The organism is Sporolactobacillus sp. KGMB 08714 (genome assembly GCF_036598985.1).
GTDB lineage: Bacteria > Bacillota > Bacilli > Bacillales > Sporolactobacillaceae > Sporolactobacillus.
In genome coordinates, this window is record NZ_JAUUBW010000001.1 from 263,721 (window position 1) to 284,690 (window position 20,970).

General features: G+C 48.4%; 16 protein-coding genes and 1 riboswitch. Of the genes, 10 read left to right on the plus strand and 6 right to left on the minus strand.

Features of this window, described 5'->3' with window-relative positions:
- The first annotated feature begins 106 nt into the window (after window positions 1-106).
- The 4 genes from Q6A92_RS01190 (at window position 107) to Q6A92_RS01205 (ending at window position 4,997) form a co-directional block, all read left to right on the plus strand.
- On the plus strand, window positions 107-595 hold the full coding sequence (locus Q6A92_RS01190; RefSeq protein WP_332236777.1) for a MarR family winged helix-turn-helix transcriptional regulator: 489 nt from the start codon (window positions 107-109) through the stop codon (window positions 593-595).
- Between the two features lie 472 nt (window positions 596-1,067).
- A complete protein-coding gene (locus Q6A92_RS01195; RefSeq protein ID WP_332236778.1) occupies window positions 1,068-2,273 on the plus strand; it encodes a LysM peptidoglycan-binding domain-containing protein in 1,206 nt (401 codons plus the stop codon).
- 555 nt (window positions 2,274-2,828) lie between these two features.
- Entirely contained in the window at window positions 2,829-4,208 is a 1,380-nt protein-coding gene (locus Q6A92_RS01200; RefSeq protein ID WP_332236779.1) for a MurT ligase domain-containing protein, read from the plus strand.
- A gap of 66 nt (window positions 4,209-4,274) precedes the next feature.
- The gene (locus Q6A92_RS01205) at window positions 4,275-4,997 is read left to right on the plus strand and encodes a type 1 glutamine amidotransferase (protein WP_274400210.1); all 723 of its coding nucleotides are present in this window, start codon (window positions 4,275-4,277) and stop codon (window positions 4,995-4,997) included.
- Between the two features lie 165 nt (window positions 4,998-5,162).
- Here the strand turns inward: Q6A92_RS01205 and Q6A92_RS01210 are convergent, their stop codons facing one another.
- Together Q6A92_RS01210 and Q6A92_RS01215 are read right to left on the minus strand one after the other, a co-directional pair.
- The gene (locus Q6A92_RS01210) at window positions 5,163-5,375 is read right to left on the minus strand and encodes a hypothetical protein (protein ID WP_274400211.1); all 213 of its coding nucleotides are present in this window, start codon (window positions 5,373-5,375) and stop codon (window positions 5,163-5,165) included.
- A gap of 435 nt (window positions 5,376-5,810) precedes the next feature.
- Window positions 5,811-6,008, minus strand: coding sequence for a hypothetical protein (locus Q6A92_RS01215; RefSeq protein WP_274400213.1), 198 nt, complete (start codon window positions 6,006-6,008; stop codon window positions 5,811-5,813).
- Between the two features lie 308 nt (window positions 6,009-6,316).
- A riboswitch (cyclic di-AMP (ydaO/yuaA leader) is annotated at window positions 6,317-6,455 on the plus strand.
- 102 nt (window positions 6,456-6,557) lie between these two features.
- On the opposite strand from Q6A92_RS01215, the gene Q6A92_RS01220 reads away from it, so the two are divergent.
- A complete protein-coding gene (locus Q6A92_RS01220) occupies window positions 6,558-8,465 on the plus strand; it encodes an APC family permease (protein ID WP_332236780.1) in 1,908 nt (635 codons plus the stop codon).
- A 259-nt stretch (window positions 8,466-8,724) separates the two neighbouring features.
- On the opposite strand, the gene yidA is transcribed toward Q6A92_RS01220, so the two are convergent.
- Window positions 8,725-9,537: a sugar-phosphatase gene (gene yidA, locus Q6A92_RS01225; RefSeq protein ID WP_332236781.1), complete on the minus strand. Its 813-nt coding sequence runs from the start codon at window positions 9,535-9,537 to the stop codon at window positions 8,725-8,727.
- Between the two features lie 232 nt (window positions 9,538-9,769).
- On the opposite strand from yidA, the gene Q6A92_RS01230 reads away from it, so the two are divergent.
- The 3 genes from Q6A92_RS01230 to Q6A92_RS01240 all read left to right on the plus strand — a co-directional run bounded on the left by Q6A92_RS01230 (window position 9,770) and on the right by Q6A92_RS01240 (window position 13,544).
- On the plus strand, window positions 9,770-11,242 hold the full coding sequence (locus Q6A92_RS01230; protein WP_332236782.1) for a nicotinate phosphoribosyltransferase: 1,473 nt from the start codon (window positions 9,770-9,772) through the stop codon (window positions 11,240-11,242).
- Window positions 11,243-11,518: 276 nt separating this feature from the next.
- Window positions 11,519-12,277: an exodeoxyribonuclease III gene (locus tag Q6A92_RS01235; RefSeq protein WP_332236784.1), complete on the plus strand. Its 759-nt coding sequence runs from the start codon at window positions 11,519-11,521 to the stop codon at window positions 12,275-12,277.
- 145 nt (window positions 12,278-12,422) lie between these two features.
- Entirely contained in the window at window positions 12,423-13,544 is a 1,122-nt protein-coding gene (locus Q6A92_RS01240; protein WP_274400221.1) for an NADH-dependent flavin oxidoreductase, read from the plus strand.
- A gap of 343 nt (window positions 13,545-13,887) precedes the next feature.
- Here the strand turns inward: Q6A92_RS01240 and Q6A92_RS01245 are convergent, their stop codons facing one another.
- The gene (locus Q6A92_RS01245) at window positions 13,888-15,015 is read right to left on the minus strand and encodes an iron-containing alcohol dehydrogenase family protein (protein WP_274400222.1); all 1,128 of its coding nucleotides are present in this window, start codon (window positions 15,013-15,015) and stop codon (window positions 13,888-13,890) included.
- 257 nt (window positions 15,016-15,272) lie between these two features.
- On the opposite strand from Q6A92_RS01245, the gene acsA reads away from it, so the two are divergent.
- Both acsA and Q6A92_RS01255 read left to right on the plus strand, forming a co-directional pair.
- Window positions 15,273-16,994 (plus strand): acetate--CoA ligase, encoded by a 1,722-nt coding sequence (gene acsA, locus Q6A92_RS01250; protein ID WP_332236785.1) that lies wholly within the window; start codon window positions 15,273-15,275, stop codon window positions 16,992-16,994.
- A gap of 280 nt (window positions 16,995-17,274) precedes the next feature.
- Window positions 17,275-18,237 carry a D-2-hydroxyacid dehydrogenase gene (locus Q6A92_RS01255; RefSeq protein WP_332236786.1) on the plus strand — a complete coding sequence of 321 codons (963 nt, stop codon included), beginning with the start codon at window positions 17,275-17,277 and terminating at the stop codon, window positions 18,235-18,237.
- Between the two features lie 106 nt (window positions 18,238-18,343).
- On the opposite strand, the gene Q6A92_RS01260 is transcribed toward Q6A92_RS01255, so the two are convergent.
- Both Q6A92_RS01260 and Q6A92_RS01265 read right to left on the minus strand, forming a co-directional pair.
- Window positions 18,344-20,236 carry a glycosyltransferase family 39 protein gene (locus tag Q6A92_RS01260; protein WP_332236787.1) on the minus strand — a complete coding sequence of 631 codons (1,893 nt, stop codon included), beginning with the start codon at window positions 20,234-20,236 and terminating at the stop codon, window positions 18,344-18,346.
- A gap of 421 nt (window positions 20,237-20,657) precedes the next feature.
- Window positions 20,658-20,849, minus strand: a complete 192-nt coding sequence (locus Q6A92_RS01265; protein ID WP_332236788.1) for a hypothetical protein — start codon at window positions 20,847-20,849, stop codon at window positions 20,658-20,660.
- Between the last annotated feature and the right edge of the window lie 121 nt (window positions 20,850-20,970).

Sequence of the window (20,970 nt, forward strand, 5' to 3'; positions counted from 1 at the left end):
CGGACGAACACAGCCACTCAACCCCGCGATGACCGATCACTTGATTCTGTACCGGTTTCATTATATAATTATCTCGAATTAGAGATAAAAGTGAGGACGACGGACAATGGATGAAGAGCCGAATAAAGGGATTCCAGATAAAAAGGATACCGCATTAAAATTATGGGTCGTTTTGACTCGGGCAACACAGTCGGTCAGGAAACGGATCGAAGAGGATATTAAACGGCACGGACTGAATCTGACGGAGTTCAGCGTACTCGAACTGCTCTTTCACAAAGGGGATCAGCCGATCCAGAAGATCGGCGGAAAAATTCTGATCGCCAGCAGCAGCACGACGTATGTCATCGATCAGCTGGAAAAGAAAAAATTGTTAAAAAGAGTACCCTGTCCGCAGGACCGCCGGATCACTTATGCGGCGCTTACAGGGAAAGGCCGGAAACTAATGGAACAAATTTTTCCCGAACATGAACAGGCAGTCGTTCAAATTACGGGAGGCCTGAACGACGAAGAGAAAGTCGCCATGATCGGCCAGCTGAAAAAGCTGGGATTATTTGCAGCCTCGCCGTCCGGCCGCGATGAAGCACTGTTCAAATAATTACTCGGAATATTGGGGCTGTTAATAAGGGCAGCCAATGATGCAACGAACGCCTTTCCGTTTTCTGTTTTAAAATAGAAACAGCGGAAGGGCGTTTTTCTTTTGCGGATAAAATGTCGAATCGGAGATCGGCGGAAAAATAGGCTGTTTGTGTACCTATGGAATTATTAGGAAAAAATAAATATTGATCAATGTTTAAAATGAAATCTATCTTTCTTCACTTGCAAAAATGGATTTAACATAAAGAATTCTTTTCACACCACGTTTTCCTTATTATTCCTGCCTTGTTTTCTGAAATATCAAAACCAATAAATTTATAATAAATTAACTGTTAAAGAGTTGTAATCGGTATTAACAGATAAATGTGTTACTATTAATCCGTCGATGAAATTCGAACTGAATGACTACATAGCGGTTCAGGTGTTGCAGTATAACGCGAAATTTGGAACATAAAATTCGGAGGGGTTTTTGTATGAAAAAATCAGCTTTGCCTATTGCGATTGTCGGCGGTCTCGTTTTATCAGGAACAGTTGGCGGTCATTATGCCCTGGCTGCCACCCCTGTATCGGTTGCTCAGCAGGACATCGGACAGAAGTATGTCTGGGGAGGAAATGACTGCTCAGGGTTTACAATGAAGGTATTCAGCCAGTTCGGAATCAGCCTGCCGCACAGCGCCGCGGCACAGGCTAATTACGGAACCTACGTCAGCCAAAGTAACCTTCAGCCGGGCGATCTTGTATTCTTCAGTACGTATGCACCCGGTATTACGCATGTTGGTATCTATGTAGGCGGCGGCTACATGATCAGTTCTGAAAATGAAAAGGTCGGCGTCCGCGAAACGCAGATTTTCGGGGGCGGTGCTTCAAGTTACTGGGCGCCGAGATATATAACCGCACGTCGTCTGATCAGCAGCGGTTCATCAAATACTACTGCGGCAGCAGCGGCTCAGCCGGCTGTTAAATCGGTCAGCACAGCGGCTCCGGCGGCATCGACTCAGTCGAAAGCGGCTTCCCAGCCGTCTTCTGCTGCTCAGACGTCCGCTTCTTCTCAGCAGCCGGCGTCCGCGCAGACGCAGACATCGTCAGTATCTGCCGCAAGCGCGTCGACCTATAAAGTACAGACGGGAGACACTTTATCGGCCATCAGCCTGAAAGTGAACGTGTCCGTCTCCAATCTAAAAGCAATTAACGGGCTTTCTTCAGACAGCATCAAAGCCGGACAAACTCTGAATCTGAAGGGACAGGCTCTTCCGCAGAAAAGCACGGCGGCAACCGCAGCTCCCGCTGCGGCATCGTCGTCCGCTTCTTCTCAGCCGGCAAGCAGCACAAAAGCGAGCACGACGGCATCCGCTCCGACCGGAACAACCGTTTCCACGACGAAAACAGCGGCTAAAAATACTTATATCGTCAGTACCGGAGACACGCTCTGGGCCATTTCGCGGGATAATGGCATCAGCATTCAGAAGATCCAGTGGATTAATCATTTGAAATCGACAACGATCTATCCGGGTCAGAAACTGTCTTTTCAGAATCCCGCGCAAAAATATACAATTAAGAAGAACGACACACTCTGGGGTATTGCTACGTCTCACGGGATTACCGTCAGCCGGCTGATTCAGGCGAACAACCTGACTTCAACGACGATTTATCCGAATCAGCAGCTTGTCATTCCACAATAAAACAGTTGATTTTCAGTCAGGAGAGAGCGCCCGCTTTATAACGGACGCTCTCTTTTTGTATCAAAAAAAGAAAATTTTTAAGGATTTTTAAGGATACAGTATAAGCGGACGAAATTAGATAGAAAGTGACAAAAATCTTTCAGATGCCGATTGACTCCGTAAATGACATGGACGATAATGAAATATGTGTAAGGCTTTTTGCGGCAACGATCTGTTCATCCGTACAGGCCGGCCTGCTTGTGCTATTTAAGATTCATATGTCGGAACGGACTTCAGGGGAAAAACCAGGCATAAAAATGAATCGATTTCTCAAACTAAGAAAAATACAGATTATAAACGGCGGAAAATGTTTTGGTATTTTTGTTTCGGCTTGAAGCATATACACTTAAAAGCCGCCTGAAACGTGTCATTGAAGGCACTGCCGTTCATTAGAACCATTCTGGAACAATTGATACCGTTTTATACATGTGTCTGTTAAAAAAATGGGACAAATTGTTGAGATTTGTCCGGGCCGATCTTATTTTCGGAGATCAGATGAGAGGAGGTCGACATCCTTTGCCGGCTATTAATACGTATATGGCAATATTGACAAACAGAGGGGTAAAAAAGTTTATCCAGCTGATGCATCAGGGACATGGGAATACCCTGTCCGGAGAATTGGCAAGAATGATTGATCCCCGCATTTTGAAAAAGCTATCCAGTACAATGAATGTGATTGCAGTGACCGGAACGAACGGAAAAACCACGACCTGCAATTTGATTTCGAATATTTTTAAGTCCGGGCACATCCCGTCGGTCCACAACTCTTTAGGCAATAATCTCATGTCGGGCATTACGACGGCATTTATTGACGACGCCGGGCTTAACGGAAAAATGAAGGATAAGTGGGCGATCGTTGAAGTCGATGAGGCGACAATGGTTCCTTTTCTGAAAGAAATTACGCCCAAAATCATTGTGATTAATAATTTTTTCAGAGACCAGCTCGATCGCTACGGAGAAATTGATTTATTGATTGAAAAAATTTATAAAGCGATTGAAAAAGTCGACGCCAAGCTTGTTTTAAATGCCGATGATCCGTTTGTCAACCGTTTTTCCGATCTCAAGAATGAAAAAATATACTTCGGCATCGGTGCCGATGCGATTCATTTTGAAAAAAACAGTATGGCGGATTCAAAATATTGCCCGAATTGCGGCAGACCGCTTCATTATTCGCAAACTTTTTACGGACAGCTCGGTTACTACTCCTGTGAATGCGGTTTTAAAAGACACGATCCGAAGTTTGAGGTGGAGAACGTCCGAAAAGCGGAACACGGCTATCAACTGACCATTAATCAATCGGACTATATCCTCGGTCTTTCAGGCGTCCACAACATTTATAATGCACTGGCGGCTTTTTCTGTCGCCCAGGAAATCAGGATTCCTATTGAAGCTGTCAGAGAGGGATTAGAGACATACAGCGTCAGGAACGGCAGAATGACGACGTATCTGTTCAATCATACGCGTCAAGTACTGAACCTTGTGAAAAATCCTGCCGGCTATAATATAACGATTTCAGAGGTCAACGATGATCCTCAAAAAAAACAAATTGTGCTCTTTCTAAACGATTTTGCAGCAGACGGCGAGGATATTTCCTGGATCTGGGATGTGGATTTTGAGAAATTCAGAAATGAGAAAGTGTGGCAGATTATTTGCAGCGGCACGAGGGCGTATGATCTGGCCATCAGGCTGAAATACGCCGAGATCGGGGAAGAAAAGGTCAGAATCATTCCCAATCTGAAAAAAGCAATCGACCAGGCTCTCGAATCCGCTTCCCTGACCTACTACCTGCCGAACTATACACCGCTTGAACATGTCAGAAGTTATCTGGAATTAAGGACACAGTCCGATCAGTCTCTTTCCGTCCCGGAAAAAAGGATGGTCCGCAATCAGACGTGATTCCGGGGAAAGCGGATGGCAGAGGGCGAGGCAAGCGCCGCTACACAATAAGAAGGAGTTCTTAAATTGAAATCGCTGACTCTTTTTCATTTCTTCCCGGATAAGTTAAACCTTTATGGCGACCGGGGGAATATTCTAACATTGAAGAAAAGGTGCGAATGGCGTGAAATCTCATTGAACATCGTACCTATTAATAAAATTGATCAGGCGAGCGACGTTCCGCTCTCCCAGGCCGATATTCTTTTTATCGGCGGCGGGAGCGACCGGGAACAGGCTCTTTGTACGGAAGAATTAAAAAAGATCAGGGATGGTTTCAAATCTGCTGTAGAAGACGGGACCTCTTGTCTGGCTGTATGCGGCGGATACCAGTTTCTGGGCAACTATTATCAGATGCTGAACGGCGAGAAACTTGAGGGGCTGGGTATTGTCGATTTTTACACGATTTCAAAGGAAAACCGGCTGGTCGGAGACGTCCTGATCGAGTCGGAAACGTTTGGTAGACTGGTCGGATTTGAGAACCATGCGGGCCAGACCTTCCACCCTTACGAACCGCTCGGTACGGTTATTAAAGGCTATGGAAACAACAAAAGGGATAAGAAAGAGGGGCTCGTCTATAAACATTTAATCGGAACGTATCTCCACGGCCCCGTTCTTCCGAAAAATCCTTCCATTGCTGATTTTCTTATCGGCAATGCACTCGATCGCAAGTACGGCCGGACAGAACTCGCGGATCTGGATGATTCGTGGGAACATGCAGCAGCCGAGAAAGTGTGGGGCAGATACGGATGATTTTCTATCGGGAATCCGCCTTGCCTTATTAAATAAATCATCGAAATCACGTGCCGGTATCGTCAGAACCGGCCTTTTTAATGCCCTTTTTTCAAAGCGCAGGAGAGAGGCTGATCGACTGTCGCTGCACCGGCGAATTCCGGGCACTGAACGGCTTATATAAAATCAGATTGAAGAATCGCTGCTGCCCTGCCCGATTTCGATCAGATTCATCCAGCCGTTCTGGATCGCAAGTTCTGTCGGCCTGCCGGTTTCATCGATCATATGAAAGGCGACAAGCTCATTGAATAATTCTTTGTAGCTGAGGCCATAAAACGACCTGAGCTGCTCGGATCCGATCGGCAGCTTTTCTTTGTATTCCTGTTCTTGTTCTTCCATTTGATTTATCTCCTTTATATGTGGTCTGAGAGTTTCTCCGGATAAAAAGGAACCCGGTTGGGCTTTGCTGAATCATTCCATGCTGACGCTGGTGAAAGGCGAATTTTTTTGCTTAATTTTTATTTCAATAACGTGACGGCCGATCCCTTCTCTGCTAAGCGTCGGCCGCGGAAAAGCGCTCGACAGAAAAAACCTATTTATTAAAATATACGTTCCCCAGGGGACAAGATTTAACGTTTGTACAAATTATCATGCAGAAACCGCATCTTTTTTCAGTACCTGTTTGTTGAATCGGAGAAAAAGAAGGAGAAATATTTTACAAAGCAGCGAGAAGGAGGCAAAGAATCAGGAGACGATCCGAAACGGCGCTGTCAGAACTGTTTAGCTGAAAAATAAAAAACACCCGGACATAAATCCAGATGTTTCAAAAAAAAATCAGGCACGTACGTCAATGAATTTTCCCGTCGTTCCGCTGTTGTCAATGTCCCGGCTGCCCGCTTTGTCACTATCATTGTCGTGATCCTGGTCTGTAGAAACAGCCTGGTTCTGTACGGCAGTCTGCTGCGAACGCTGAGTTTGAGATTGCTGATAAACAGCAAAAGAAGAAGGGCTTGAAACACCGCTTACTGGCATATTTTCACCTCCCCGTCAGTTGATATATCGGAATCCCCGCATTAAATGTTATATAAGCAGGCCAATTGTCACATCCATCAAAATAATTACATGACAATAGGGCAAAATATTTAATTATGTTATAATTGATAATTTGGTTATAAATAATAATTATAAACCTTCAGTAAAAAAGGATATTGTTCGGAAGTCTCTGTTTTCCGCTCATTTTTCCGCTTTATTCGGGGAAAATTATAAATAGAAATGGAATTTTTTTTCTTTACAAACGAAACTTTTGGAACTAAGCTAGACTATAATCTAATCATAGCTTAAATCTTAAATCGCTTAATTCATTACGAAGCGGGGGAACCAGTGGCGGCGAAAGCCGCATGGGGTGAATCCTTTTACAGGGAAGGGCAACTCTTATGCCCGAATCCGTCAGCTAACCTCGCCAGCGTTCAAGGAGAAGGTTGCGGCAGCTGGTATAGTCTGAATGAAACCGCAGAGCCTGTGCTCTGCGGTTTTTGCCTCTCTTTGAAAACAGTTTGGGAATTAAGGAAAGGTGAGGTATTCATGGGTGAGGTTGAGTGGTTAAATATTTTTGTGATTATCGTTGTCGCTTTTGTAGGCTGGCAGGCCATTTCGCATTTTAACTTTGTGAAGCACCTGCTGATCGGCCGGCCGATGAAGAGTGAAGCGTTACGATCCAACCGTACGCTGTTATTATGGTGGATCGCTCTGCCGGTTTTGTCTGCAGATCTGTATTCCTCAGTCGCGTATGGACCCGAGTCAGGCATGACCGAACTCGTTCAGCTGGGTCCGGGGGCGAAGTGGCTGATTCTTCCTCTGGCGCTTGCAACGGTCGTGCTGCTTGCGATGTTAATCAGCTCCTATATTATGGGTGTCATCGCCTATCCGAACGGCGGCGGCGCCTATGCGATTGCGAAGAACAATTTTAAGCAGCCGTGGGTGGCCGTTACGTCATCCAGCGCGCTGCTTATCGATTATGTACTGACGGTGGCTGTCTCTGTCTCGGCGGCCATGGCCTCCGTTGCCTCCGCTTATCCCGCGATTGCCCCTTACCGGACAACGCTTGCTCTCATTTGTATTCTCGCGCTGGTCATTATCAACCTGCGCGGCGTTGCCGAGGCGGCCAGTCTGCTCGCCTGGCCGACCTTTTTATTCATGGCCGGCATGCTTACCCTGATCTTTTTCGGCTTTGCCGATGAAGTGCGGCACGGCTTCGTCCAGGCGGCAACGCCTGCGTTCGGAACGGTGCCGAAGGATCTGACCGTCCTGCTGGTTTTAAAGGCGTTCAGTTCCACTTGCTCGGCTCTGACCGGCATCGATACGATTTCCAACTCACTGCCGATTTTCCGTGTGCCCAAACAAAAAAATGCGATAAAAACCTATGTGGCCCTGGGAATCCTCGAAGCCGTGACGCTGCTTGGCTTTGCCTATCATCTGTATGTCCGCGGCATATCCGTTAATCCAAACAATACGATGCTGTCGCAACTGGCGGGTGTCACTTTCGGGCATGGATGGGTTTACCAGCTGATTATCTGGTCAACCTTTGCGGTTCTTATCCTGGCTGCCAATGCAGCATTTAATGGTTTTTCACAGCTGGCGGCGATCGTTGCTTCAGACGGCTATCTTCCGCGCAAGCTGGCACAGCGCGGCGATCGCCTGTCCTATTCCAACGGCATCCTGATGGTGGCGGCGCTTGCCGGTCTGCTGGTCGCCATCTTTCATTCTGAAACAAACAGTCTGATCCCGCTTTATGCGATCGGCGTATTTATTTCTTTTACGATTGCCCAGACGGGCCTTGTCCGCCGCTGGAATCGTGTGAAAGGGCGTCGCCATTGGAGGATATACCGGGCGATTAACGGCTTCGGTGCCGTCGTGACAGCGGTGGTTGCGCTCATTTTCGCAGTGACGAAGTTTATGGGCGGTGCCTGGCTGATTACTGTCATTCTGCCGCTTTTTGTCCATTTTTCATTGACTATATCGCGGCACTATCGGGAAGTCGCCGGGCAGCTTCGCATTGACCTGGTGAATGATCGCCCGGCCGCTCATAAAGTCACCTCGATTGTCCTTATTTCCGGTATCCATCGTGTGGTCAATAATACCCTGTCGTTTGCCAAGAGTCTCGATACCCATGTCATTGCCGTCTATGTCGGCTTTGACGATGCGTCGATAGAAAAGGTCCGGAAGCGCTGGCAGGAATGGGGCTCACCGTGCGAACTGATCGTGCTTAAAAGCCAGTATCGCTCTCTGCTCGCACCGATCGCGTCTTTTATCCGCAAACTGGAGGCTGAAAAGGGCAAAGAAGATTATATCCATATTCTGCTGCCCCAATTCATTATGAGGAAGGGCTGGCACAACCTGCTGCACAATCAGAGCGCATTGATTCTCCGCACCTGGCTGGTTCTGCACAAAGATGTGGTTGTCACGACAGTTCCGTTCCATTTGAAGAGGTGAGACATATTTTCAGATCGCCTGTTTTTGAATCTGAGAAACTGTTGAGCCAGCTCTTTCGCCGGATTGTTCATCAATGGATTTCAATGCGATTAAGGATGAAACTTAAAAAAAGCTGGGATGCTTTATTCCAATGTTACGTAAAGTATCAGAAAGTTTTGGCCTGATAAACCAAGATCGGGAATAGAAGCGGCCGGCATGAGTGAAAATGCTCATGCCGGCCGCTTCTATTGATTGAGGTGCTTTTCTTGAATCGAGTGATTCACCGGTTCAGCACGAATCTTTCGACAGCGTAAGCGACGCCGTCTTCCGTATTGGTTCCGGTGATAAATTGAGCCGTTGCTTTCACACGGTCAATTGCATTTCCCATAGCCACACCCAGGCCTGCATAGCGAATCATAGCCAGATCGTTTTCCTGGTCGCCAAGCGCCATCATTTCATCGGCGTGAATGCCGAGGCGGCGGCCGAGCGCCTGCAGACCTTTGCCTTTATCGACTTCTTTATTCATAATTTCCAGGAGGATCGGCCTCGATTTCATAAGGGTGTATCTCTCCGTAAAAAAGGAGGGAATCCGGCTGATCGCCTGATCAAGGGTCGGCTGATCGGTACAGAAAATCGCTTTGTTGATTTTCAGATCGTCCGGCAATGTATTCATCGATACACGGACGAACGGAAGCGCCGTCATGATATTTCCGTACAATGAAGGCCTCCCTTTGGGCGGCGCCGGGCTGTATATTTTTTCCAGATCAATAAAGTTCATCGGCACACCCAGCTCGCGGCTCAGGTCATAGAGCGAAACGACGTCGCTTTTGGTCAGAATCTTCTCGGATAAAACTTCTCCCGTGTCCGTTTTCTGTACGAGGCCGCCGTTGTAGGTAATGGCGTAGTCGCCGTTTTCTCTCAGCCCCAACTCATCCAAATAATGGGCGATGCCGAGCAGCGGCCTGCCCGAACACAGAACCACCCGGACCCCCTGTTTTTTGGCTTCTTTCAGTACAGCCTGCGTTTTCGCTGTAATGGTTTTCTGATCATTCAGCAAGGTTCCGTCCAGATCAATAGCGATTAGTTTAATCATTCATTTTTCCTCCATGAAAGAGCACTTTTCATAATAAGTTAAGTATACTGCTTTCTCTTTCGAAGTGGGAGCCGGAGGCCTGAATGACTGCGATCCTGTCACAAGCGATCATGAGATTGAAAAGACATGATTGAATTCGGCGCGTGCCTTCCGTTTTACAAGACGGCCCGGCAATAGTATACTCAAAACAAAGTTTGACTTATATAACCGACCATATTGGGGGAAATACGACATGGAGAGCAGGTTTGACGTGAGAAACGACAGAGATCTGACAATGTTGGTGGATTTCTATGAGCTCACGATGGGAAACAGTTATCTGGAGGAAGGAGTGGGCGACCAGATCGTCTATTTTGATATGTATTTCCGCCGGGTACCTGACGGCGGCGGCTATTGTATCATGGCCGGCGTCGATCAGCTGATCGACTATTTAAAAAGTCTTTATTTCACGGAAGCTGATATCGATTATCTCAGGTCGACCGGCCAGTTTTCTGAGAAATTTTTGGATTATCTTGCGAATTTCAAGTTTTCCTGTGATGTCTGGGCGATTCCTGAAGGTTACCCGGTTTTTCCGAATGAGCCGCTTGTGACGGTCAGAGGCCCTGTCATACAGGCGCAGCTCCTGGAAACAATGGTGCTTGTCACCATCAATCACCAGACGCTGATTGCGACGAAAGCGAATCGGATTTGCCGGGTTGCCGGGAAGCGGCCGGTGATGGAATTCGGATCCAGACGGGCACAGGGTTATGACGGCGCGATTTACGGAGCACGGGCCGCGGTCATCGGGGGCTGCTCCGCCACGGCTAATACGCTGGCCGGAATGATGTTTGATATTCCTGTTTCAGGGACGATGGCGCACAGCTGGATCCAGCTGTTTGATAGCGAGCTGGAGTCTTTCCGTGCCTGGGCGAATGCCTATCCGGACCAGTGCCTGCTTCTGATTGATACTTATAATGTGTTGAAATCCGGGCTGCCGAACGCGATCACCGTATTCCGCGAATTGAAAGAAAAGGGGCATAAGGCGCTTGGTATCCGGATTGATTCCGGAGATATTACTTATCTGACAAGAAAGGTCAGAAAAGCTTTGGATGAAGCCGGATTCCCGGATGCTATTATTGTCATTTCAAATTCACTGGACGAGCATATTATCAAGGATGTGCTTGCCGAGGGTGCCCGGATTAATTCTTTCGGTGTCGGTGAACGGCTGATTACGGCCAGGTCCGAACCGGTTTTCGGCGGCGTTTATAAAATGGTTGCCGTTGAAAAGGGCGGAAAAATTATTCCCCGTATAAAAATCAGTGAAAATGAAGAAAAGATTACAAATCCCGGGTTTAAAAAAATCTACAGAATCTATGAAAAAGAGGCCGATAAAGCGATCGCCGATCTGATCTGCGATCATGATGAATCGCTGGACGCCAGCCGGTCCCTGACCATTTTTGATCCCGTCTATACATGGAAAAAGAAAACCTTGACGAACTATAAGGTGGAACTGCTGCGCGAACAAATTTTCGACGGCGGCCGGCTCTGCTACAAGAGCCCTTCAGTGCGGGAGATACGAAAGATCGCGGGGGAACAGGTCGAACGGCAATGGGCCGAAGTGCTGCGTTTTGAAAATCCGCATAACTATTATGTGGATCTGTCCAGAAAGGTATGGGATACGAAACATCGTCTGCTGAACAGTTACTCGGAACAATTCAGCGGGAAATAAGCAGGCGGCTTTCTGCGAAATGATGCGGTGCTTGTGAAATGTTTCAGTTCGGACGGATGATTAAATTCTTTTTGTGAAACATCTCACAGAAAACAGCCAAGTTTTTTTATCAGCGAATGACGGAGCCGGCTTACGGATCAAGGCCGGCGAGAGGGTTCGAAGGTCGAGACGGCGGGGGAAGCCGTTTTTTTTACCTTGAGGTACGTGGATTGAAATCGATTCTATGCAATAGAATCGCGGCAGATAAAGATGGACCAAGCGAGGAGAGACTGGAATTTGAAATTTTTATCTTGGAATGTCAACGGCTTCCGCGCTCTGCAGAGAAAAATGGATCTGCCGGAGTGGCTGGAGAAGACGGGCGCGGATGCATTATGCATTCAGGAAACAAAGCTGCAGCGCGATCAGGTCGACGTGCAGCTGCCCGGCTATTATCAGTTTTGGAATGATGCGGAAAGAAAGGGCTACTCAGGCACGGCCATTTTTACCAGAGAAGAGCCTTTGAATGTCGTCTACGGCATGGGGATTGAAAAGCATGATCACGAGGGCCGCGTCATCACGCTGGAATATGAATCGTTTTATTTGATCACCGTTTACACGCCGAATGCACGCCGGGATCTGAAACGGCTGGGCTATCGGCTTGAATGGGGAGAAGATTTTGTCCATTTCATTTGCGGGCTGGACAGCCGGAAACCGGTTATTTTTTGCGGGGATCTGAACGTCGCCCACGAGAAAATTGACCTGAGAAATCCGAAAAGCAACATGAAAAACGCCGGATTCACGGCAGAAGAAAGAGAAGATTTTTCCCGGCTGCTGGCTGCGGGATTTTCCGATAGTTTCAGGTATCTTTATCCTGATCGGGAAGGTGCTTATTCATGGTGGTCCTACATGGGAAATGCACGGAAGCGGAATATCGGATGGCGAATCGACTACTTTGTTGTTTCCGATCGCCTGACTTCAAAGGTGGAAGACGCCAAAATTTTAAGCGATATCCCCGGATCCGATCATTGTCCGGTGGAGCTTGATATCGCTCAATAAACAGTCCCGGCTGTTTTCGCGCCGGGACAGGGGACTTTTAAAGGCGGCAGCAGGGCATATCGTTGTTACCGAGTGGATGATTCATCTATAATAATCTTTGAGCAGTTTTTCTATCGATCATCTTCGGGAAGAGGGAATGTTATTGATGTCATCTTACAATGAATTATTTCAGCCGCTTGATCTGCCCAATGGTGTGCATCTTTCCAATCGGATCGCGATCGCACCGATGACGACCTGGTCGGGCAATCTGAACGGTACCGTTTCCGACCAGGAGCTGGCCTACTATAAACGCCGTGCGGCGCTGGCCTCTTTGTTTGTTTCGGCCTGCATTGCCGTGTCGCCGACAGGGCTTGCCTTTGATCATCAGTTTATTGCTTTCGACGATGCCGTGCTTCCGAGATTGAAAAAACTGGCGGAAGCAATGAAATCCGGAGGAAGCAAAGCGATTCTGCAGATTCAGCACGGCGGCAGCGAGGCGGATAAAAATCTTGTCATCTTTGATCAGACAGTCAGTGCGAGTGCGGTGCCGTCCTTCTCAAAACCTGAAGAAGTACCGGTTGCCTTGTCGGAGGAACAAATCGAGACGATTATCAAAGAATTCGGTTTTGCCGCAAGACAAGCCATCAGAGCCGGTTTTGACGGAATAGAGATTCATGGAGCGAATCATTATCTGATTCAGCAATTTGTATCCGCACACTTTAACCAGCGCAGCGATGAATGGGGCGGAACGCTCGATAAACGGCTCCGTTTTCCTTTCGCCGTTCTTGAAGAAGTGCAGTCGGTCGTCAAAAAATACGCTGACGATTCGTTTATTGTCGGCTATCGCTTCTCACCTGAAGAAATTCATCGTGCCTACGGATACAGTGTCGATGACACGCTGCATTTGGTCGACGGGCTGATCGAACGGGGCGTTCATTATCTTCATGCTTCGCAGCAGGATATCAAAACAACGCCGCACGGCAGTGAAGCGGGCAGTGAAACGATTGTTCATGAATTGGCGGAGCACATTCACGGCCGTGTTCCGCTGGTCGCGGTCGGAGGCATTCATTTGCCCGAAGAAGCGGTGAACGGTCTGAAGGACGGTGCCGATATCATAGCCCTCGGCCGCGAAGCCATCATGGATCCGGATTGGACGCAGAAAGTCCGCGATCAGCAGATTGATAAGATCGATGTGACCCTTTCTGCGTCGCGTCAAAAGGAACTGGTTGTACCCGATCGTCTTTGGAAGATCATCACTCAACCTTCGGGCTGGTTCCCGCTTGGTTAAGAAAAGAGCCGCTCAATAGCGGGATCCGTCTGGTAAAAATGCATCGGAAAGCATTCGCTTTCCGGTGCATTCTATTTTAGAAGCCAGCCGCCAAGCACGTAAAGTCATACAGGACTTCCACACCCGGTGTTATTCATGTTTTTACGGCAGAACGATTCGATAAATCTGAAGAGAGGCTGGAGGACAGTGCAGAGGGACCCCGGATCTTGATGGGATAATCACAGGGGCATCTCACCGATCGATCTCCGACGGCGCGATGCCCCTTCATTTCATAAAATACAGCCGCTTACTGTGGTCCGGGCATTTCACATTCGCCCGGATCATAATTCTTTGTAAGCGCTCCTTAATTGGATAAATCTCTGATTTTGTAATGATTTTTTCCCGCCCAGTCTTCAAGTTGAAGTATCGCATCCAGCACATTCTGAGCAGTGATGTTCAGCGGATGAAGATGGATCAGGGCCTTTGGCCTGACTGTCTCGTCTGCAATCACCCGCAGCTCGCTTTGTGAAAGCGAATCCAGATTGAGATCTGCTAGTGAAATCGGAAGGTTGAAAGATTTGTAAAAGGGAAGAAGGCGTTCCATTTCATCCCATTTATTTTCGATGACCAGCTGAACCATGATCCCGTAAGCAACCTTGATTCCGTGCAGGAACTGATGCGTTTCCGGGCGTGCCGTGATGGCATCGTGAATCGAGTGAGCTGCCGTTGCACGGCCGTATTCATCGCCGAAACCTCCGACCAGCCCGCCTGCCATTATGTTTGTTTCCATGACGTTGATCCATTCATCGGACAGCCGGCCGTTCTTCATGTCATCGATCGCTTGTTCGGCAAATTTCAAAGGGATATCGCGGCACAGCCGGGCAGCTTCCCGGGAAAGTCTCAGAGCCAGCCGATTTTTAGCTGTGTGTGTCAGCAGAAAATCCGATTCATACCATTTTGCGAGGGTATCGGCAACGCCGGCGATAAAGTAATCAAGCGGCGAATCGAGAATCACTCTTGGTTCGACAAGTACGAGACTTGACGAATGGGGGTAAATTTCATGGCCGATTGAGGCGCCGCTGTCCGTGTACAGGACGCTCAGAGGAGACCATGCCGCACAATTGCTGGCCATGGTCGGCAGGAGAATCACGGGAAACGAGCCGGCCTTATAGCCTGCAGCCTTAGCAGTGTCCAGGACCTTTCCGCCGCCCAGTCCGATGATCCCGTCGACCCGTTCTTCTTTCATGATGCCGATTACCCGGCTGATTTCGTTTTTTGAACATTCTCCCCCGAACGGTACATCGACCGTTGCAATGCCCGCTTCTGACAGATCGGGCAAATAGCGGCGTGCTTTCTGCAGCGCCTTTGTGCCGTGCAGAAAAAGGACGCGTTTGATAAAACGGGCCCTCAATCCGTCAGCCAACCGATCATAGGCATTTATTTCCGAGACATATTCCTGCGGGGCAATTCTTTGTACGAACTGTAGTGGCATCGTCAAACCTCTCTCCTTATCTATGCAAACTAGCTGACTATGTAATACCAAGTAAGATTAGGTTGTTAATTTAAGTGAATTAATTGTATACGGATTCATAAATTATGTCAATTTTAAACAGGTTTTTGAAAGACTGTGCCCGAAATGGGCGGACGCGTTGAGTCGTTCTTTTTGATAAAAAGAACATTCCATCGTATAATGATGAAAGCGCTTAATGTGACAATTCTGTGACAATTATATCGACTGGAGGTAACTAGATGTTAGATCATTTTGTCTTACCGGCCGACCACGGAACACATGTCCTTGATGATGTTGAAAAGCTGCGGGAGACTTTTGACTGGCGCCAGGCGGAGACTTTTTTCAGCTGGTATAAGACCGGAAAAATCAATGCTGCCTATGAAGCTATTGATCGGCACGTTGAGGACGGCAAGGGTGATAAAATTGCGCTTTATTATTCAGATCAGGACAGGGATGAATCTTTTACTTTTTCGGAAATGAAGCTTCTGAGCGATCAGGCCGCCGCTGTTCTAAAACAGGAAGCGGAAGTCAACAAAGGGGATCGTGTTTTTATTTTTATGCCGAGGTCGCCGGAACTCTATGAACTGTTTTTAGGAACAATTAAAGCCGGTGCGATTGTCGGTCCGCTGTTCGAAGCATTCATGGAGGCGGCGGTTAAAGACCGTCTTGAGGACAGTGAGGCGAAGGTGCTCTGCACGACACCGGAACTTCTGAGCCGGGTTCCCTACAAAGCCCTTCCCCATCTTAAACACATTGTCCTGTTCGGCGACTCAATCAAGGAAGACGGCTACTTTATTGATTTTAACAAGGCCATGGTCCGTGTAAATGAGCCTTTTTCCATTGAATGGATGGATAAGGAAGACGGTCTGATTCTGCACTATACTTCCGGATCGACGGGAAAACCGAAAGGCGTCCTGCATGTCCATCAGGCGATGGTTCAGCATGCGCAGACCGGCCGGTGGGTGCTCGATCTCAAGGAGGACGATATTTACTGGTGCACGGCCGATCCCGGCTGGGTGACCGGGACATCCTACGGTGTATTCGCGCCGTGGCTGAACGGAGCGACCAATGTCATCCGCGGCGGCCGCTTCAGCCCGGAGGACTGGTATCAAACCATTGAGAAGTACAAAGTGACGGTCTGGTACAGTGCGCCGACAGCCTTCCGCATGCTGATGAGCGCCGGAAAAGATTTGGCGGAAAAACATGATCTGTCGAGTCTGCGCCATATTTTGAGTGTCGGGGAACCGCTCAATCCGGAGGTTGTAAAATGGGGTTGGGAAGTCTACAAAAAGCGGATTCATGACACGTGGTGGATGACGGAAACGGGGGCTCAGCTGATCTGCAATTATCCGTCGCTCGATATCAAGGCCGGATCGATGGGAAAACCGATTCCGGGGGTTATTGCCGCCATCATCGACGATAACGGCCGGGAGCTTCCTCCGAATACAATGGGCAATCTGGCGATCAAAAAAGGGTGGCCGTCCATGATGCGGGCGATCTGGAATAATCCGGAAAAATATGATTCCTATTTCACGGCAAACGGATGGTATGTATCCGGAGACTCTGCCTATATGGATGAAGACGGCTACTTCTGGTTCCAGGGAAGAGTGGATGATGTAATTATGACGAGCGGGGAGCGGATCGGTCCTTTTGAAGTTGAAAGCAAGCTGGTCGAACATCCGGCAGTTTCCGAGGCCGGAGTGATTGGTATCCCCGATCCGATCCGCGGCGAAATCATTAAGGCCTTTATCTCCTTGAGAGAAGGATTCGAAGCGAATGAAAAATTGAAAGAAGATATCTATCATTTTGTAAAAAACGGCCTGGCCGCCCATGCTGCGCCGAGGCAGATTGCCTTCAAGGATAAGCTGCCGAAAACGCGCAGCGGGAAGATCATGCGCCGCGTACTGAAAGCCTGGGAACTTAATTTGCCGACAGGAGACCTGTCAACGCTTGAAGATTGATTGTCCTCCGCCGCTTCTTCATCTAACAGCGGTATTTTCAGAGATCTGCCGAAACTTATTATTAGATGGGTTGATTTGAAAAAACGTTTATGACGCCGCCAGGCGCCTTTTTTTTAACTTTTTAGCGCTCCGCGGCACGAATTCCTTTTTAAGAGTCCGTTTTAATAGATTAGAAACGGTGAAATATTCTATAATGAAGCGGGAAACCAAAGAAATGCCGCGAGGAACAGGAGTTTTAAAAGAAATCAAGCGGGAAAACGAGGCGAAGGGAGAACAAACAATGGCCAAAAAAGAGGTCGTATTCGGAATCGATGAGAAATTTAATCTGCCGGATTCTTTAAGGGAGAAAATAAAAGAAGAATTCACAGATGTTTTTCATTTCGTTGAAGTAAACGGCGACGGTGAGTTAGGCCGGCTGGCCGACCCCGATGTTTTCATCGGCTGGCCGAGCGACAAAATGCTCCGGGTTATGCCCAATCTGCATTGGCTGCAGCTGCCGAGCGCGGGAGCGAATCATTATTCGGATCATCCGCTGCTGGCGGATCATGTGGTGATAACGAATGCCAGCGGTGTCTATGGTGTATCGGGTGCCGAACATATTCTTGCATTAATTCTTGCCTTTGCCAGAGGACTGCCTGTACATATAGGCCAGACGGCGAAACATATCTGGCAGCCGTACGAACGCCCTGTTCTGATCGAGGGGGCGACGGTGGGAATCATCGGACTTGGCGACATCGGTTCGGAAGCTGCTGTTCGTCTGAAAGCATTCGGAGCGCATGTCATCGGAGTCAGGCGGCACGTTCATGACAAACCGGATTTTGTCGACGCGCTTTATGGAATGGATGAGATGAATCAGGTGTTGGGCAAGAGTGATTTTGTTGTTAATGTGCTCCCTCAGACGGATGAAACGGAAGGGCTGTTTGATTCCGAACGGCTTTCCTGCATGAAGCCGGGTGCCTTTTTTATTAATGTAGGCAGGGGACAGACAGTCGATGAACGGGCCCTGGCTCTTGCGCTCAGAAACGGGAGGCTCGGGGGCGCGGGCCTTGACGTCACTTATGAAGAACCTCTGCCGAAAACGAGTGAATTATGGGATCTGCCGAACATCGTGATTACGTCCCACTCTCTCGGCCTTTCTCCGGAAAGGCTGGAAAAACTGGCTGCTTTGATCAGCCGGAATCTCAGAAATTACCGGGACGGGAAGCCGCTTGTCAATGTCGTTAACCGAAAACTCGGTTATTAATCCGGGCCTGCTATTTCAGAAAAAAGATGGCGTATTTTATGAAAAAAGACCGAAGAACAGACACTTCGGTCTTTTTTTCAGGCCCCGAAAAACGCCGGCACCGGTTTTAACGAGCCGCCTGCTTCGCCGCTCCGCCGTCCGGCGCGTTTTCCGGAGCCAGCTGATAGAGCAGGCCTGTCGTACTGGAACCGAGTCCCCGGCCGCGGCTCTTTTTCACGGTGACTGCTGAATCTTCCCACATTGAGGTCGGAATCAGCCGGCCGTTCTTCTCGATCCATTTAATGATCGGAGTCTGCTGCGCTCTGTTGTTTGCCGGAAGATAAAAATAATGAATCTGTCCTTTTTTGACGAGCTGGGTCAGCCTGCCCGGGCTTAATATCGGGTCGGTTCCGTTGTAACCGCCGATTGCCATGACGGCCTTTCCCGTTTTTATAATGTATGGGGCGGCTGTCGGCGCATCCGTTGTTCCAAACAGGTAAGTCGTTCCGGACTCATGTTTGTTCAGGTAACGGATTAATCCGGGGTCGATATGGTTATTGGATAAGCCGCTTGCCGTTTTTTTAAGCGAAAGCTGAGGCCCGGCTTCGGGAAGGGCGTTGTTGCCGCCGAATAGAATAGGCGTCACAGCCCAGCAAAGCGGAAAGAAGACAAGAAACCCGATAAGAGCCGCTATCGGGAAGCGGCCGGGCCTGTGGATCCGGCCGCTTTTTTTCCGCTTATACAGAGCGTACGATATCATGATTCCTGCCGCCGCCATGAGCATTCCCGGCAGTTTAAAATAGTACCCGACGAACAGGCTCTGCAGGAGCGCGGTTGTCAGAATGGACAGTGGAAAGAACCAGGCCGAGCGATTCCTTTTTTCTTCATAAAGCTGCTTCATCGTTTTCCATCCGATGCCGCTTAAAGCGGAAATGGACGGCGCGAGCATAATGAAATAATAACGGTGGAAAAATCCCGCGAGATTAAAAAATATAAAAGCAGGAATGAATGAAGCCGCCCAAAATACGGTTTCCCGTCCTTTTTTGCTTTTGAACCATGTTTTATGATCTTTTTCTTTAAGAGTCAGATAAAGTGCCGGCATACCGAAAAAAACAAAGGGAAGAAACCAGCTGATCTGTGTTCCGTAGCCGACACGCAACAGCCGCGGAAAACTTAAAATTCGGCTGACCGGCGTTGATGCTGCTGCCGGCTTTGCGGATCCGAGACCGGTCGACTGGCCTAAAAAGCGTTCGGATCCATTGTATCCTAAAGCCAGCTCGGCTACGGAATTCGTCATGCTGCTGCCGACGTAGGGACGGGCATATTTCGATATATGATCAACAGTAAAAGCCCAGGAAAAGGAGATCAGCACCATAATCACAAGTGCGACAGTCAGCTTGCTCAGCCTTTTTCGCATGTTTTCGTTGGATGCGACCAGATAAAACAGAATAAAAGCCGGAAGGACAATATAGGCCTGAAGCATTTTCACATTGAAACCGAGCCCGAGCATAGCAAAAGAGGCATAAAGCCAGCCGTTTTTATTGGTTTTAACAGATTTGAACAAAAAGAGCGTCCCGATCAGGAGGACGAGAATCAGAATGGAATCGACATTGTTCGTCCGGGCAACGGCGACGGCCACAGGGGTTGTGGCGAGGAGAAGCGCTGCGATACGTGCACTGAACCGGCCGAAGGAAGGTTTAATCAAAAAATAGATGAGAAGCACGGATCCCGCCTCGGCCAATGCCTGCGGGAGAACGACGCTCCACCCGTGAATGCCGAAGACAAGAGCAGATACCGTTTGAATCCAGAACGCCAGGGGCGGCTTGTCCACCGTAACAAAGCCGGCCGGATCAAAAGAGGCAAAGAAAAAATTATGAAAGTTCCGGGTCATACTGGTAATAGCCGCCGTATAATAAGGGTTGGCGATTTGTATGGTCCAGACGCCCCAGAGGTCAAGCACCAGAGACAGACAAACGATCAGGACGAGCCACCCGTCTACTTTGCGAAACACTTGCGTCACTTCTGTTCCCCCGCTTTAACAAGATCTTTTTCTGATTATTGTGTCGAAATCAAAAACAGGCTTCACTCAAACTCCCGAGACAGACTTGCATGTGTTCTTGATATGTTAATAATTCGGTTCGCTTGGTCATAATCCTTTCGCTTAAGCACAATTATTTCTCCCAGTCTAAATCCTGTCCGGAAACAAAAAAATAGGATGAATATCCACGGGATTAAACTTGTCGGCTTCATCCTCTTCGAAATATCTATTCGTTATGTCTTCAACATCTTCAAGGGTAACGGATAGGCGGGAAGAGATCTCTTGAGCCGGGTTATTCAAAATTATTTTTTCCCTCCTTACATATTTATCATAGCTCCGACTGCTTTAATCCTCTGAACTGTATTCTTTTTTACGAGTATTCCTTTAGCTCGTTGTCCTTCCGTCAATTGATGATCGATTCTTCCTGAAACCATTTCTTGAAAGACGGAGAACGCTCCATGATCCATGAATTTTTGCAACGGCCGATAAACTTCCAGATCTGGCCGGAAAGAGCCCGAAAACGGCCGGTAAACTTCCAGATCTGGCAAATGGCAACTGCCTGCCACGGTTGATAAAGGACTGGAATCCAATCCATACGGCCGGTCCGCCGGTAAGTATCGCCCTGAAAAAAGAGTGAATCGCCCTGAAAAAAGAGTGAATCGCCCTACAGCAGTGAACGATCGCCCTGAAATGGTCCCGATTCACCCTATTTTGGC